This is a genomic window from Candidatus Nitrosocosmicus sp. T (assembly GCF_054408485.1).
Genome location: NZ_CP166992.1, coordinates 1,836,583 through 1,852,664 on the forward strand (window position 1 = coordinate 1,836,583; position 16,082 = coordinate 1,852,664).

General features: G+C 33.8%; 16 protein-coding genes, 1 tRNA gene and 1 pseudogene. 10 read left to right on the forward strand and 8 right to left on the reverse strand.

Features of this window, described 5'->3' with window-relative positions:
- The first annotated feature begins 45 nt into the window (after window positions 1-45).
- Together AB0A59_RS09320 and AB0A59_RS09325 are read left to right on the forward strand one after the other, a co-directional pair.
- Entirely contained in the window at window positions 46-1,299 is a 1,254-nt protein-coding gene (locus AB0A59_RS09320) for a tryptophan--tRNA ligase (protein WP_458743224.1), read from the forward strand.
- Window positions 1,300-1,319: 20 nt separating this feature from the next.
- A complete protein-coding gene (locus AB0A59_RS09325) occupies window positions 1,320-1,616 on the forward strand; it encodes a hypothetical protein (protein WP_458743226.1) in 297 nt (98 codons plus the stop codon).
- Window positions 1,617-1,637: 21 nt separating this feature from the next.
- Here AB0A59_RS09325 and AB0A59_RS09330 read toward each other — a convergent pair whose 3' ends face one another.
- Window positions 1,638-1,970 (reverse strand): hypothetical protein, encoded by a 333-nt coding sequence (locus AB0A59_RS09330; RefSeq protein ID WP_458743228.1) that lies wholly within the window; start codon window positions 1,968-1,970, stop codon window positions 1,638-1,640.
- A gap of 66 nt (window positions 1,971-2,036) precedes the next feature.
- Entirely contained in the window at window positions 2,037-2,516 is a 480-nt protein-coding gene (locus tag AB0A59_RS09335; RefSeq protein WP_458743230.1) for a phosphopantetheine adenylyltransferase, read from the reverse strand.
- 439 nt (window positions 2,517-2,955) lie between these two features.
- Here AB0A59_RS09335 and AB0A59_RS09340 point away from each other — a divergent pair, with 439 nt between their 5' ends.
- Entirely contained in the window at window positions 2,956-3,264 is a 309-nt protein-coding gene (locus AB0A59_RS09340; RefSeq protein ID WP_458747591.1) for a 4Fe-4S dicluster domain-containing protein, read from the forward strand.
- 23 nt (window positions 3,265-3,287) lie between these two features.
- On the opposite strand, the gene AB0A59_RS09345 is transcribed toward AB0A59_RS09340, so the two are convergent.
- The 3 genes from AB0A59_RS09345 to AB0A59_RS09355 form a co-directional block, all read right to left on the reverse strand.
- A complete protein-coding gene (locus AB0A59_RS09345) occupies window positions 3,288-4,031 on the reverse strand; it encodes an adenylate/guanylate cyclase domain-containing protein (protein ID WP_458743231.1) in 744 nt (247 codons plus the stop codon).
- A gap of 378 nt (window positions 4,032-4,409) precedes the next feature.
- Window positions 4,410-6,089, reverse strand: a complete 1,680-nt coding sequence (locus tag AB0A59_RS09350; RefSeq protein ID WP_458743233.1) for an acetolactate synthase large subunit — start codon at window positions 6,087-6,089, stop codon at window positions 4,410-4,412.
- Window positions 6,090-6,276: 187 nt separating this feature from the next.
- Window positions 6,277-6,651 (reverse strand): hypothetical protein, encoded by a 375-nt coding sequence (locus tag AB0A59_RS09355; protein ID WP_458743235.1) that lies wholly within the window; start codon window positions 6,649-6,651, stop codon window positions 6,277-6,279.
- A 573-nt stretch (window positions 6,652-7,224) separates the two neighbouring features.
- Between AB0A59_RS09355 and AB0A59_RS09360 the strand changes: the two genes are divergently transcribed.
- Window positions 7,225-8,580 (forward strand): peptidylprolyl isomerase, encoded by a 1,356-nt coding sequence (locus AB0A59_RS09360; protein ID WP_458743237.1) that lies wholly within the window; start codon window positions 7,225-7,227, stop codon window positions 8,578-8,580.
- A gap of 301 nt (window positions 8,581-8,881) precedes the next feature.
- On the opposite strand, the gene AB0A59_RS09365 is transcribed toward AB0A59_RS09360, so the two are convergent.
- Window positions 8,882-9,127, reverse strand: a complete 246-nt coding sequence (locus AB0A59_RS09365) for a hypothetical protein (RefSeq protein WP_458743239.1) — start codon at window positions 9,125-9,127, stop codon at window positions 8,882-8,884.
- Between the two features lie 214 nt (window positions 9,128-9,341).
- Between AB0A59_RS09365 and AB0A59_RS09370 the strand changes: the two genes are divergently transcribed.
- On the forward strand, window positions 9,342-9,716 hold the full coding sequence (locus AB0A59_RS09370) for a hypothetical protein (RefSeq protein ID WP_458743241.1): 375 nt from the start codon (window positions 9,342-9,344) through the stop codon (window positions 9,714-9,716).
- A 347-nt stretch (window positions 9,717-10,063) separates the two neighbouring features.
- Here AB0A59_RS09370 and AB0A59_RS09375 read toward each other — a convergent pair whose 3' ends face one another.
- Together AB0A59_RS09375 and AB0A59_RS09380 are read right to left on the reverse strand one after the other, a co-directional pair.
- Window positions 10,064-10,441 (reverse strand): YybH family protein, encoded by a 378-nt coding sequence (locus tag AB0A59_RS09375; protein WP_458743243.1) that lies wholly within the window; start codon window positions 10,439-10,441, stop codon window positions 10,064-10,066.
- An 839-nt stretch (window positions 10,442-11,280) separates the two neighbouring features.
- Window positions 11,281-11,544, reverse strand: coding sequence for a hypothetical protein (locus tag AB0A59_RS09380; RefSeq protein ID WP_458743245.1), 264 nt, complete (start codon window positions 11,542-11,544; stop codon window positions 11,281-11,283).
- Window positions 11,545-12,084: 540 nt separating this feature from the next.
- Here AB0A59_RS09380 and AB0A59_RS09385 point away from each other — a divergent pair.
- The 5 genes and pseudogenes from AB0A59_RS09385 to AB0A59_RS09405 form a co-directional block, all read left to right on the forward strand.
- Window positions 12,085-12,402 (forward strand): annotated as a pseudogene (locus AB0A59_RS09385) (response regulator); the annotation flags it as partial.
- A 322-nt stretch (window positions 12,403-12,724) separates the two neighbouring features.
- Window positions 12,725-13,051, forward strand: a complete 327-nt coding sequence (locus tag AB0A59_RS09390) for a hypothetical protein (RefSeq protein ID WP_458743247.1) — start codon at window positions 12,725-12,727, stop codon at window positions 13,049-13,051.
- Window positions 13,052-13,408: 357 nt separating this feature from the next.
- Window positions 13,409-13,891 (forward strand): hypothetical protein, encoded by a 483-nt coding sequence (locus AB0A59_RS09395; RefSeq protein ID WP_458743249.1) that lies wholly within the window; start codon window positions 13,409-13,411, stop codon window positions 13,889-13,891.
- 301 nt (window positions 13,892-14,192) lie between these two features.
- A complete protein-coding gene (locus AB0A59_RS09400) occupies window positions 14,193-14,501 on the forward strand; it encodes a hypothetical protein (protein WP_458743251.1) in 309 nt (102 codons plus the stop codon).
- Between the two features lie 540 nt (window positions 14,502-15,041).
- Window positions 15,042-15,165: transfer RNA gene (locus AB0A59_RS09405), tRNA-Glu, on the forward strand.
- The last annotated feature ends 917 nt before the right edge of the window (window positions 15,166-16,082 follow it).

The following is a 16,082-nucleotide window of genomic DNA, read 5'->3' on the forward strand; positions in this document are numbered from 1 at the left end:
ATTTTTAAACGTTTAAACTTTGGTTATATAAAGAATAATTAAAGGATGTCTAGTGAAAACGAGAATATATCATTTGAGAAAAATGATATCACGCTAGATTCGAGTGATAAGGTGAAGAATGATAATGATTCAGAATCAGAATCAACTGGAGTTAAAGATTTTATTGTTACTCCTTGGGAAGTAGCAGGAGATATTAACTATTCTAAATTGATCGAGAAATTTGGTACCTATACGATCGGTGATACGTTACTTGAAAAAATTAAGAATATTACTGGAGAAATACATCCATTCCTCAAGAATAAATATTTTTTTTCCCACAGAGATTTGGATGTGGTTCTAGAGGAATATAGTAGAGGTAATAAGTTTTATCTTTATACAGGAAGAGGTCCCTCCGGGATGGTTCATCTTGGGCATTTGATGCCGTGGTTATTCACAAAATATTTACAAGAAAAATTCGATGTTAAACTCATATTTCAACTGACTGACGATGAAAAGTTTCTGTTTAACAGTAACTTGGATATGAAAACTATTCAAAAATATACATATGAAAATGTATTAGACATCATCTCGGTGGGATTTGATTCAAAAAGAACGAAAATTATTGTTGATACAAAACATATTAAATATTTATATCCTTTATCGATTGAAATTGCAAAGAAAATTACCTACTCCACATCCAAAGCCGTTTTTGGGTTTTCCAATTCTTCAAACATTGGTATGATAGGATTCCCACCTGTCCAGGGAGCTCCTTGCTTCCTTCCGTCTATAATTGAGAATAAACCGACACCTGTCCTAATACCTGCCGCGATTGATCAAGATCCATATTGGAGGGTGACTAGAGACATAGCGGAAAAACTGGGCTATCCCAAGCCCGCGCAAATCCATAGTAAATTTATTCCAGGACTTAGCAGCGGTGGGAAGATGTCATCATCAAAACCCGAAACTGCATTATTTACTGTAGACGATCCCGAGATCCTGGAGACAAAAATCAAGAATACTTTTACTGGAGGTCAACCCACAGTAGCCCTCCAACGTAAACTAGGTGGAAACGCCGATATTTGTCCAGTATATTGGTACCTAAATTATCTTTTTGATACAGAAAAGGAATCTCGAGAAAGATACAGTGATTGTACAACTGGTAATTTGCTGTGCGGTGAATGTAAAGGAGATATGATAAAAAAGATAAAACCATTCATAAAAGATATTCAGACAAAAAGAGAAAAGGCACAAGATTTGATTAAGGATTTTATGATCGACGGAAAAGAGTTCTTCGATAATGGCAATACCAGTCTTGATTAACTACCAGGATTGAATTCAAGTTGAAATATAAATTCATTTGTCAAGACAGTTATGAAGCGGAAAAATTAATAAGCATTTTTGCATTGCAAAAAGATAATACACTTTTTATCAGTAATATCGTAAGAATAATCGATAATGAGGTTGTCGTTAGGCTTAAAGATGGTTCTCATCACAGTATTCTGTTTAAGGATGATATAAATTCATACAAGTTGGAACAATTTTTTAAGGAGATTTTATCAAAAAAAAGTCGAGTCATTGGAACAAGCTACATAGGTGATGTAGCTTTCATAAATTTAACTGAGTTAGAAGATCATTAGTCCAAACTGTAGAAATTTGCTTTACACATAATCCCTATTAAATTCATCCAAAATTAGTTGATAGACTTTTTCAAAATACAAAGATGTAGAGAATGGCATCAACGGTATAAAATCTCTTATAATTTCAAGAACCAAAGGCACCGCACGCTTTGATAATTTAATATCAAATTTCATCCAAAGAATTCTATTCTGAGTAAATATTATTTTTTCACCTAACTCTCTGCTACAAACTTCCTTGGCTTTATCTTCAACGCGTTTGTACCAATATGCAAGTACTTCCGGATCCAACCCGCCGCCAAGGTTTTTAAGGTCATTACAATAGTCTAGTACTAAATCATCTATTCCATTCTTCATTATATCACATCAATTGTAAACTAAAAAATTTATCATGAGGTATTAAATTTAGTTGATAAAATAGGATTATTTTTTATTTCTGCATATATTGCCATTGTGATCAATTTCATTTGCTCTGATACGGCTAGAAGAAATTGGTAACCCGTCTTGTGCTAATTTCAATTCCACAGATACTATGTCAATTGCTTTTAGACCCATGCTTGTCCTGATTTCATTAACCTTTGCCCCCTTGTAACTAGTCTCGGTACTAGCTACCATACAATCAACTTTATGGGAGAACATCAAAGGTCCGAATTCATCCTCAAGCTTTGTAATCTCATAGAGTCTGGACCCAACCCTACTATGAATGATCCTCATCAGATTGCGTTTTCGTATATTAAAGGAATTATTTATTCTTTTATTTAATTTTTCTTTTACTAAATTATCTGAAGTTACACCTATTATAACAAATTTTCCTATCTCAAATGACTTTTTTAAAAGTTCGATGTGTCCATCATGCAAAATATCAAACGTACCGCCCATGGCTACGCATTCATATTTTTTCAATATAGTTGTCATATGAAAAAATAATATAAAATTATTGATTTCAAACTTTCCCATGATTTGACAAATTTATAAATACCTAATTGGGGATAGATAATTATTGTCATCTACAGTTGCAGAACATATTTGTGAGGATTGTGGTTCTTTACTGATTCATTTAAATCCGACTACCCTACAAAGCATAAAGGAGGTTCACTCACAATTATGTCCCATAAAAAGACAAAAAATTCTTGCGAATGCAGAAGCTGAGAAATTAAAGAAAGCATCAGTAACAAGGAATTCAAATATCCCTGTTCAAGCAACCCAAATAGTCAGCGGGGCTCCACCTGGTGCTGCATCTATACCTCAACAAGCTGTCGCTCCAAGTATGAATGGTTCTAGTGGTGGGTCATCGCTTCAGCTCACAGGCACTGGAACAGACTATCAAGCAGTAGAAGGACCTATAGATACGGGCTTTAAATCTAAAAGACAGCCTGTAGGCAAATTTCAAGGGATCCAAGTATGGGGTCCATATGATGCACCTGGACAGCTTGGAATTTGGGGTACTGATGTATGTGTTGATTTTGACATTTGTATTTCAGATGGTGCTTGTATTGAGGCATGCCCTGTTAATGTATATGAATGGCTGGAAACACCAGGTCATCCAGCATCTGAGAGGAAGCCATTTATGATTAGAGAAAAGGATTGTATTTTTTGTTTAGCATGTGAAAATGTCTGTCCTCCCCAGGCGATAAAAATATTTGTGAAATAGCATATAATAACAAGCATAAACTGTTAGATTTGACTATTTCCCTTTACATATTTATAAAGTCGATAGTTCAAGTTATTATTGTACTTCATAACAGAACCCCACTTTGAATTTCGTTCTGTATATAAAGCTAAAAAGTATTTGTGTTGGCTAATATCAAGGTTATTATAAATATTTTCGCCTACAATTACTTCTCCAGGAAAACACAAGGATGTAATTTTAGCGGTTATACTGATACTAAATCCTATCAAGTCGATATGAGCATGAGCAATATTTTTTCCATACAATAGAACAAGAGCACTGCCATATTCAATGCCTATCTTCACTGCAATCTCAGGGATTGAATGTTTCTTAAACACAGGGTTGATTGCAGTACCTATTATATTCTGAATATAGCTTGCACAGTCTAATGAATTCATTATTGCTTTTTTTTGATCGTAATCTGATGGGAATAGGCCGATTACTGCATCTCCCACGAATTTTAGCACATACCCCCCGAATTTTTCAATAGCCAAAATTACTTCTTGGGAAAAGATTTGGATAATTAAGGCCAAATCCACTGATGGTAGGTCATGAGACATCTGCGTAGAGCCCGCAATATCGACATACATAACAACAACATTTGTTTTGGTGTTGACTTTCCGTTGCAAATACTTTCGACATGAATCCGTGGACAGATCAATAAGTAATCCTTTGTTTTCTAGACTGTGTGTAACCCGATCTCGTACACTACTAATAAAATCAAAATTTCCTGATTCAAAATTTTTCATCTAGATCTGAAAAGACCTATTGCACCTAGTTTATTCCTTATGTGAGGCAATGCCGCGAGGCAGGACTAATTCAATATGTTCATTGGTGTAAGAATAGTTCAAATAACTTGGAAAAATCCAGTTTATGAATTATTACTCTTACGTTGATATGTGAGAGACGATGTATTTCTGCATACTATAACTATGATACCCGTTATATCTAATACCTCAATTCCAAAGTAATTATGTCAAAATAATAAGATCAGATTCAGTCACCTGGAATAAGGCAATTCATATCAAGCACCACTTTGTTCACGGGAAAGGATGTCGATTTATACAGTATTCTAGTGTTATACATTTCAAGTTATTGTATGGGATTAAGATATTATCAAGGAACTGCTAGTCAAGAAACTGATCATGTCGAAAAAGTAACTCATTGCGATCGGCATCGATATCAATTGAGATAACTACCGGAGTCCGAGATGATGACTTTATTGTCTCCCCAAGTATTGATGAGAATTCACTTGTATGGGTTATTTTGTATCCTTTTGCCCCAAAGCTCTCTGCAAGCTTTACAAAATCAGGATTACTAAAATTAGTGAAAACACTCTTACCAAATTCCAATCTCTGTTTGGTAGAGATCACACCTAAATCAGAATCACACCACACGACAATTACTATAGGAAGTTGTAATTGTACTGCTGTTCCTAGTTCTTGAACATTCATTAAGAAACCACCATCCCCGCACATTGCCACCACCTTCCGAGTAGGGCATGCCAGCTGAGCGCCAATGGCTCCGGGAAGTGCAAATCCCATTGAACAAAATCCGTTGCTTATTATACATGTATTTGGACTAAATGTCTTGAAGATTTTTGCTATCCATAGTTTATGAGCTCCAACATCTGATATTAATATATCATCTGAGGAAAGAGCATTTCGAACTTCATAAATTAATTTTTCGGGTTTGATAGGATAAGCTTCGTCATCTTTAAACTGCTCAACACGCCGATCCACTTCTTTTTTAATTCTCCTAAATTTGGCCATGGCCTGATTGATTTTTTGTTTATCAATTGAATTTATTCGAATTTCGTTCTGGCTTTTCTTTATAGAGTTTATTAGTAAACTTATGGTTAATTCTAAATCCCCAAAAATTTCTATATCAGGATTATAGTAGTTGTCTACTTCTGCAGATGTAGAGTCAATATGAATTATTTTTTTGAGATTTGATCTATTCCAATTTTTAGGACTATATTCAACCAAATCATATCCAATAGAAATTACAACATCAGCCAATTTTAAAGCATGTAAAGCATAATCTGATTCCTTTATGCCAATAGTCCCCAGGTGAGTAGGAAAAGCATCGGAGATCACACCTTTACCCATAAAAGTATTCATTGAATAAATTCCTGTTAACTCTGCAAACCTTCTAATAATATTTGAGGCGTTATTTCGAATACAACCATTTCCAACTAGAATCACAGGTGCAGTTGACATCAGTATCATTTTAGTTGTATCATGCAGCATTGATGATGTTGGACATGAAATGCTGCCCTTTTTATTATTCAGTGGTTTCAAATATGATTTCGTTTTTGCCACGTCAACCGGTAAGTCTAAGTGAGTCGCACCCTTTTTTTCTTCAGTAGCTATCTTGAAAGCCCTTCTCAGAATTTCAGGAATTCCTTCAGCATCCCTTATGGACCAAGTCCATTTAGTGATAGGAGTAAACATAGTTACAGGGTCCATATTCTGATGAGATTCTTTATGCATCTGGGTAATTTCGGTTTGACCGGTAATGGCAAGAATTGGGGATCTATCCATATTAGCGCTTGCTACCCCAGTTGTTAGATTAGTAGCTCCTGGACCAAGAGTTGCCAGACAAACACCAACCTTATTGGTCAATCGACCATAAACATCAGCCATAAATGCAGCGGCCTGTTCATGCCTCACCAAAATAAACTTTATAGTTTCTGATTCTGATATTGATATCATTAGGTCGTTTGTTTCCTCACCAGGAATTCCAAAAATATATTCGACGTTTTCAGCTTCCAGACATTTTACAAAGAGATCAGAAGCCTTCATCTAAGATAAAATGCAGTTTATCGACAATAAAAATATGATCCAAAGGTCTAATAAACGATGGCGAAGGTTTAATGAGAATTATCCTAATATGTGATCAATAAAATATATTTTCAGATTTATTCTATCGATTTCCAAAATAACTTTAGGTAAAGAAAAATGGTCAACTTCATCGGTATTCTGTCCTGATTTACCAAGGGGTTTTTCCATTCTTAAGAATATATTCGTTGTAATATTTGGCCGATTTATTCACATCGTATGCTTGCCATATCCAAAAAATTAAATAAATTAACCCGAATGGAATAAAGAGAATTGTTATACCCAGAATTATCCATCCGATTACTAGTATTATAATGCCTTTCCTTACCTTTCCAATATACAAATGACCTATTCCATTAAATCCTATGATACCAGCAACAAGTGCAAGAGCAATGGCGGATCCAACATTTTTGGTTTGAGCAGCCATAGTCACTGCATTAGCAGTATTTTGTGGTTTTCCACAAACAGGACAGTAAGATGAATTATCTGAAGGCAAATCTCCGCCGCAGTTTCTGCAAAATACCATGATTCTATTATTTTGTAAAATAATATAAAGATATTAGTAAATTCAAGGCTCCCAAAATCGAATGGATGGTATCAAACCTATCTATTTCATAATTAATAATATCAGACTCAATTACAATTTAAAGGATCAATGATCAAGCTAACCTTCAAGCACTTTAAAATTTTGATCGACATGGGATATAATATTTTACCCTAACGCTAATTTTGATTTATGATATATTTGTTTAATAAAATAGACATGATGATGAAAGAAATAAAAATGTTAATCTAAGATAAATAACATTTGCCATCCTTTATTTTTGATCACTTTAATAATGACGATATGGATAATTTCTCCTAAATCATTAATTGCGAACTTCAGATTTTTCATACATTAATTTGTTTATTATCATTTCCGCATAAGGATTGTCACAATAAGAAATTTTGAAGTTCTAAAACATATTATGGATCTGCACATGTAAATCTTTAGATATCCTAAATGATAATAAAGTCCTATTATCGATTAAAGATAAAAAAATAATCATCCCCTTTGCATTGGAATCACTTTATATTTCTCATCGAACAAGAAAATTACATGACACTAAGAATCTTGGTATTAGTATGTATGTGGGTCTGTTTAGGCATTTGGTCCACCGATTTTCTACAAGAAAGTAGTAGTCAACTTTCGTCAAATGATACCGATTTCCTACCAGAGATTTCTTCGAATTTTTCATTTTTGTTAGATCCGAATATATCAAATGAATCAAGTATGATGCAAACTGGTAATCAGCCATCAATGAATTCATCCAATTTAAATGACTTAATACTATTAGAAGATCAATTAAAGTTAGCCCAAGAGAAAATTGAGCAAACGGATATTAAAAGTAAGGAGTGGAAAAATTATTCGAGCAGTAAACTAGGATTATCACTGGAATACCCTATAGATGTCCATCTGCAAGAAGAAGGGAAAGAAACGCGATTTGATCCTGATAAGGACTTGAAAATAGGTAGTATAGAAAAGGACGGCTTTAGCATTAGTCCTAGTAATTATGGCCAAAATTCTACTGATTTTACCAGTATCGTACAACAGGCAAAGGAATCGCATCTTAACATGAATCTAGAGGATTCATATCTAATCTTGGTGGAAGATATTACACCAATGAGTATTCATGATGATATAGGAGCTTCTTATATAATATCTCTAATTGATAAGGGCCTGGAAAAATCTTTATTTGTATCTAATAATACCTTTGTGCATCATGATGATAATATTTATAGGTTCGTATTTGTTACCAATACTGATCAGTACAATAAAAACAATGCAATTTTCAATCATATATTAAACTCAATTAAGTGGAATCTGAATAAAGGTAATCTTAGTTTGGTATCTGATGTTCTTTCGAATCAAAGCTTTCTTCAAGATAATATTAGGAGTAATGAGAGAGTCAATCAATCCTCAGGAAATAACACAGCTCTTATTGAAACCACTCAAGGTTCAATAAAAATTGAGTTTTATCCTGATGTAGCACCAAATCACGTCAAGAATTTTCAAGAGCTCGCTAACATGGGATTTTATGATGAGATAATTTTTCATAGGATAGTGCCTGGATTCGTATTACAGGCAGGGGATCCAAACACAAAGAACAGTAGCATGAGTAGAGATACCTGGGGAACTGGAGGTCCAGGCTATACAATAAATCAAGAATTTAATTCCTTACCGCATGAGAGAGGGATATTATCCATGGCCCGTATGCTCGATCCTAACAGTGCTGGTTCACAGTTTTTTATCGTATTAAATAATTCAAAATTTTTGGATGGACAATATACAGTATTTGGAAAAGTTACAGGAGGAATGGAGGTTGTTGATAAAATAGCAAATGTTACCACTAATTCAATGGATCAACCCATAAATCAAGAACTAGTAAAAATAAAAAGGATAACGATTAATTAGAATGAAACCCCCGCATGAATCAGCTATTCACTCATGACTTGAGGAATTACAGAATTTACTTGCATTGTAAGTAAATCTTTTAATATTTTTTTCTGGCCTATGGCGTTTTCTATCAATTCCATCAATAATTGTAATGTCGAAAAACTAATCAAATTTAATCTAAGGTATCCGCACTCTTTTTCTTTATTGAATTTTTAATATTACATACTTTCCTTTTTGGCTTTAAATTCATCTAATAATCGTTCGAAAATTTGTCGAGTTATTTCCGGCATGTGATTTAAATTTCTCTCAATCGCCATTATTAGGCACTTAAGCGATTCTCTATCTGCAATTTAAAAATAAAGTTAGTTGAATTAAGCGAATTCGATAAATTTGTTACTCTTATCGCAGGGTTAGGAGTTGACTTTGTCTTGTTGCATAATTCATTTGCAGTTTTTGCAATAATTTTAGCCCATTTAGAAGTTGTGGAAGGATTCATCCCATCAGTTATTTCCTTTAGTTTTCGCCTACAGGCATCTATCCCACCTGAATTAACTATGAAACTCAAGGTTACTTTACTAACAAGATATCAATCTTAACTTAATTAAATATTGAGTATTAGGATAACATAGACAACTGTACAAAACAATCCTATGATAAAATGATTTGATTTGAAAGTGATAATATGAAGTTTGCCTTTAATTGAATGTAAAATTGTTGAGCAAATTGTCTCAATAGTTTACTTTGTTATCATTTATAGTTTTTTAATTGATGAATATACGATGAATATAAACAAAATGATGCTTATCGGTATCTCGTTCGTTTTGGCCGCAATATTACTTTCCTCAGGCAACTCATTAAGCCTCTCGTTTGCTCAATCCAACACTACAAGCCAATCAAACGATGGCAGTGAAGACCAAATAAATAATGGCACTGAAAATAACAACTCAGATAGCCAAAATTGGGATGACTTTCAAATCTGCCTCGAAGATGAAGCCGGAACTATAGGATACCCTACTGAAGAACAGATAAGAGACTGTTTTGCTCCAATTTATATCGGCGGTGACAGCAACAATGATGACAGCAACAATGATGACAGCAACAATGATGACAGCAACAATGATGACAGCAACAATGATGACAGCAACAACAATTAATTGATATAACCATACTGGGAACCTCCCGGTTAAATAAAGTCAATTTATTTAATTTTTTTAAAACTAAGATTTATTTTTCGTCAAACGTCGTATTCTAAAGATCGGACTCTTTCCAATGAGTTATTTTTACACTAGACAATTGTTTCCATTTTAATGGAGAGGATGGTTGAACCTTTAGTTTTAATTTTCATGAGGTGTTAAATAGGATTGAATTAATAATAGCTATTGTTAACTATGAATTTTAGATTTACCAGTATTTAATTAAGATAATTTTGTCTGTCTGGTATTTTGCCTCAAAAGTCTATTGAATTATCAGTTATATCAAACCATCGAAATAAGAAATAAGATTAGTTCCTTATTCCCCAAGGATTATCTATCACAACAAGCCAAGAGTTATCAGATTGTTTTCTAAGTACGTCAATAGCTGTTCCGCCTAGGTTAATTGGAGTTCCGTCAGGAGCTGATGCTTTGAACGTCCAATCGCTGTAGGCAAGTACAATGTTACCTGCAGGGATTATTTTTCTTATAGTACTTTCTAATTTGCCATTCATATCCATAAATCCTTTCATTTTTTCTCGAATTTTCTCAATTCCATTGATATTTTCTCCAGATTCATCAATAAAACTAGCCTCTGATTCGTAAAGTGAAACTAAAGAGTCCAAATCTTTACTGTTTAAATATTCTGTAACCAAGTTAAGTAATTCTTCTGGTGTATTAATAGCCATTGTTATAGCACCTGGACACTTGCATTAATCCTTTTAAAGTGGATAGATAATAAAAAAATTATTACTACAGAGTCAACCTAAACGAAATTATTACAAAAATGATAAGGTCGGTATTAGATGAGTTGTTTAGAGAATTAGTCATTTATTTTCTCTAAATGTATTTATGTGCCAGCAAAAATCCAACATTGATGACTCGCAAAATCATTCCGATATCTTTCTTAATGTTGGTTTCCACAGTATTGATAGGATTTCAAATTATACCCTTCTTATAACATCCTCACACCTGGGGTACTATCATGAGTAACTTACTCTAGTAAAAGGTCAAAGATCCATTAGGATTTTCGAGTCCCCAACCCATCAAACTACAATACCATTTCGAGATATTAACAGATTCTTTATTACCAAAGAGAGCAAAAGATGAGAATGGGCCTCTCGTGTGAGAATGCAAAGCCCCTCTCATGGTGGTGAAATTCCCTTATCTGCGATATCATACCTTTGTTTAAGAATGGGAGGATTCATTAAGTTTAACCTTTTACGCAAAAATATTAATGATTGATCATATGGATGGCCATGATTGATCTCAAAATGCTCTACGATATTGGAGATATTATTCATGTGTTAAATACGTAAGCCCAATGGCTTGCTATCTCTAATTCAATATTGAATTGTGTAAGAAAACACTCCTAACTAATACCATCGCTAAGACTTTTCCAAAATTAACCTGCAAATTGGAAACAGCTTTTATAACCAAAAATCCTCTTCTTTTTGAAACTAGATATCTAACAAGAAAGGATAAAAAAATATTTGTCAGATACAAAAAAGATTAGGAAGAATTATCCTTATTGTTGACCGCCAGCGCTATTACCACCATTCAGATTAAGCGTAAAGTCTAAGTTGTTACATCCAGCAATGGTGTCATTTTGTGAACTACAAATTGATGTTTCTCCTGTACCTGCATGTTGTCCTATAAATTGTTCCAAGTCATTTGATTTCTTGTTTTTTCCACCTGCATATGCCATGTTGTCACCATAGGCTACAACTGAACCGATTAAGGCTGCTGCAAGAAATATTGACAAGACTGAAAGTTTGACTTTTTTATCCATGAAAGCATGTATCTAATTCCATATTACTGAGTTGAGCAACCTGTTACTGAAAAGATCTTCTTAAAACCAAATACCAAAGAATCTACTGCAAAAGATAGTGTATTGATGTTGAAGGATATATAGATTAAAGTTTGAAGAGATCTATGTTTGAGTAATATAGTAAAGGATTTGTTGACGGACATTCGTATCTTTTCCTTAAGAAAAATCCACTAATCCTGTAAAAGCTAAGGAGAAGGAGATTGGGTGTGAAGGATCTGGGGCGGCCATACCCACCTCATTCCATCAAGGACACGCGATATAACGACGCCATTCCTTAACATAAGCCACGACCACGTCATGTAGTAGTAGATATTTGGTTCTATACATGGTAATGGTCGCTAAAACCATACATATTCTTGAGAGATCAAATTAGCTCTTTGATTATAAAAATATTGAAAAAAGTTCAGACACACTAATATACTTAAACAAAATTTAAACCGTTGTAATTAAAATGAAAGTGCTAATAATAGACGACAACCCTTCCATTACAGAGGGTTTTCAACATTCTTTGATTTAAGACGTATCAGCTGCACCATATTAAATGAAGGAAAGCAAAGATTAGAGAAGATAAAAAGAGCACCCTATAATGTAATATTTTTAGACATTGCAATGTCAGATTATAATGGTTATGATATTCTATCAGAATTAAAGAATCAAAATATTAAAGTTAAGAACATTATAATACTTACTGCATCAAATATTGACAGAAGCCAACTTGATGATTTTAAAGACATGGGGATTAAAGAAGTATTGATAAAACCAGTTTCACTATATAAGATAGAAGGAATCATACAAGGCACCAAATCAATTTCTGTTTAAAGAAAAATCGGTTTGTTTAGGCCGTATGTTACTATACACCAGACTAAGAACGGATCATCAATAATCTACGCCAAAATATTTAAAAAGCTTTTGTTACAAATTCTGAGTACGCTGAGGGGCGAATTTTCTTTCAGCTTATTTTTAAGAGGGAGTGAATATCTGGATAGCTGTAAGAAAAAAATATCCCTACCAACCAATCTTCCAAACAAGACTACTAATCAATTGGCGGCCACTACATTGGTCCAAGCTTTATAGAGATATTGGATGTTCGATTTCATCGAAATAGTCGATCATGATTAAACAGAATTATTGCCAATTGGAATTGACAAAAAGTGATAGTCAAGTTAACTATGATATTTTTAGCATCCAAAAGAATCACCATGTAATGAAAGATTTTGAGGATATGACTCTCGAAGAAAAAGAGGAAATACTTGAACAGATAAGAAATCTTCCTGATAATAAAAAAGAGGACGGCTGTGACTCTTTCGAGCTATTCACTCGATCATTTAGTGAAATATCAAAGACTTGGTCTGAATCCTTAAAAGAGTTTGCTGCTCTTTACCCGGACTGTCTTAAAGATGAAGATAGCAACCCTGAAGAAAAATATGAATCTAAGTGGGCTGCAAAGATTAAAAAAAAACTTTTCTGAATATTCATTGCCCCCATTTGAATAATATGGGGTTTATTTAACGAGACTAGATACCCATTTGCCATTCCAAAGTAGATCTTTTTAACTATAAAGATTGTTTATGGTTTATGATGGTATTTTATACATTAGATTATATCTACAGACTCGATTTAAGAAGTCACAATATTATTGCAAGATGACTAAAATCTATTTAGAAGGGCGGCGCTATAACCTTTGGTAAATACCAGTTAATCAGCCTAAATGCAACCTTACTACCAATGTGCTATTTGGGCCGGTAAAATTAATTGAATGTGCATTAACTCGATTATCTAATAACAAAATGCTTTAATTACCAATATTGATCATGGATGAGATAACATGCAACTAAACTTTGAAAAAAATCTATTAGTCTATGGCTTATTCATAGCAATATTAGCCAGTTTGACATTTGCTTTATTTCCTATAGTAGGAGAAAATGGCAACAATGTATTAGCTCAATCTGGAGAACAAGAAAATCAAACATCAATCGCCCATAATGCAAAAGGACATGAGTCTCATCAAGTCATTATCTTCCAAAATTCTAGTGATGGTCTAAAATATACAGGAATGGTTACATTCAATCTTTCAAAGCCCGCAGATGTCATTTCATTTGAAGAGATTACAAACGAAGATCAGCCTGCAAACGCAACCAAAAAGATCTGGGAAGTTGGAGATAAAAAATTTGTACCTAGCACACTTTTAAAAAATGTAACAACCGGATCTGTTAGCTTTAATGGAAGTGGCATATTAGCACACAGCACTTTTAGTGATGCATATACTGGTGCCTTTACTCTAAATGATACGGTAACAAGTAATCCCTAGATTTCTATTCGCATAGATCCGATTCTTAATGTGCGCAGCCCATAGAGGAGGCGCTACACCGCTCTTGGAATCAAAGTAAAGATCAGCTAAGCATATTCCATTTCTCTTGGGGTTTTATCTGGATTAAACATTCATTAAAAATACTTTTCGAGCAATGATGTTGATAAATTATTTTATAAATATTAAACTATAGTATATAGTCACAATACAACTTGAATATGTTCAAATGATTTTGCTAACTTTGGACAATAAATTCCTATTGTCTAATACTTAGTAGTGACCTATAAACAATATTAAATAATTGATAATTGCAAGAAATGGTTTACATCAAATAAACAAAATATCTAATCACAATAAAGGACTTGTTAGATTATGTTCTTCCAGAACTATACTCGTCGCTTGGATGGTCATTTTTGTAACCTTGGCTTTGGTAACCCTCACATCTTCCAGTTTTATATCCCAGGCTAGTGCAAACTGTGCATTTGGAGGGGAGTGCGTTGCAGACCGTTATCCGGCTACAGGCGATGCTAACAATTCAAAATCTCGGAAAAACACAGGAACGGTTGATACTAGTGATAAGTGCTTTCCACACAAACAAACATGTCCTTAAACAATTTTTTAACAACCTATTTGTTGAACAACCACTTTTTTAATCCCGTTTATCTCCAAATTTCCAGTTCATAGTTATAGGATTTTCGAGATAAAATTTACCGTTTAAGGAAGTAAAATGTAATCTTTATTCGCTGAATATTTATGTCACCTCTCTCTAAATGGGGAATTCAATTCTTACAAGGCCAAAAACATGTTTCTAAATCATATGAATACAAGCTCAAGTCGACATTAAAGAAGAAACTTTCTAACCTTTTAGATAAAGATTTGCCGCTTCTTTCGTTATTATTTCCTAACCTACTAGACCTTACCAAATTCAGTAAGAAACAAGATTTCGAGTTTTCCTCAGGGAATCTTACTAAAAACAGTAAGATGTTGCTAGACTATAACATTCAAAATAAACCTCCAAAGGTTCACAATAATAAAAATATCTCTACTAATGGAGGCAATATTCACCCTAGCATACCCGATTCAGGTGAAATAGCTGGATGGATTCCAAAGTATTATATTAATAACCCTACGAATTTAATGAAACCACAGAGCTCCGGTGGTGTAGAGGCTGCTGCTACTGCTTATATCAAACAAAGTAGTGGTAGCCACACAATCCGGCTAAGCATTTCGCCCTCTCAAGGCGACGATCCCGGGTTCAAATCCCGGCCGGAGCATTTTTAGTTTTGAATTCTGAGACCGATTTGAGCTCCTTTTATTGATCTCTTTCTTATGAGAATCTGTATACAGTTTTTCATTTACTGTATACAGTTTTTTGTCATAATGGATATCACAGATTAGACATGAATACCCTATTTTTTTAAAAGAGCCTAATCGGCCAATCCTTACATATGTTGAGTTTAGACCCCTGTTACAATAACCACATCTAGTCAAGAGCAAACTAATAATATGTCTTAGAACTTTAAGGGTTTTTCCATTGTAGGGATTGAGAGGACGAAATGCTTAGCCGGATTGTGTGGCTACTACCACTACCTTGTTTGCTATAAGCAGTGAAAGCCTCTACACCGGCTTAATGTGATCTCTGGATATTTTATTTTCCTAACGATAGTTGTCCAATAGGGAAGTGTAACCAAAGTTAAATGTGGTTAATGATGCATGGTGTTTTTAAACTTCTCATGACAGTCAAGGTTAACTTTAACTCCAAGCAAAGTTGTTATCGGGTCTTGAAGTAATTCCACAGTCACACACAAGGCCCGATATTTTAGCTATCATCATCTAACAATTCAAAATTTCTCTAATGTTTGTTACATATTGATCTTCTGAATTTAGTAGTTCACAAGCTAACTTATCGTTATCTCGGTTTTCGTCTGTCGATATAACTTTTATTTTATTTGCAGATTCAATCGAGTTTGTTACCTCTAGTGGATTCTGAATAATTCCTTTGATAAGGTCACTTATTGTATTAGGTTCTGGATTTGGTGAAACTAGTTTATGAATATCGGAAATTGAGCTTCACTCTTATTTTGGCCGCTGCAAGCATCAGTCATTGTTAATAGTTACTATAATCTGGTAAGATACATTTACAAAAATTTGTGATTTGATAAATTGATGAATTAAGAATGTTGAATTAATA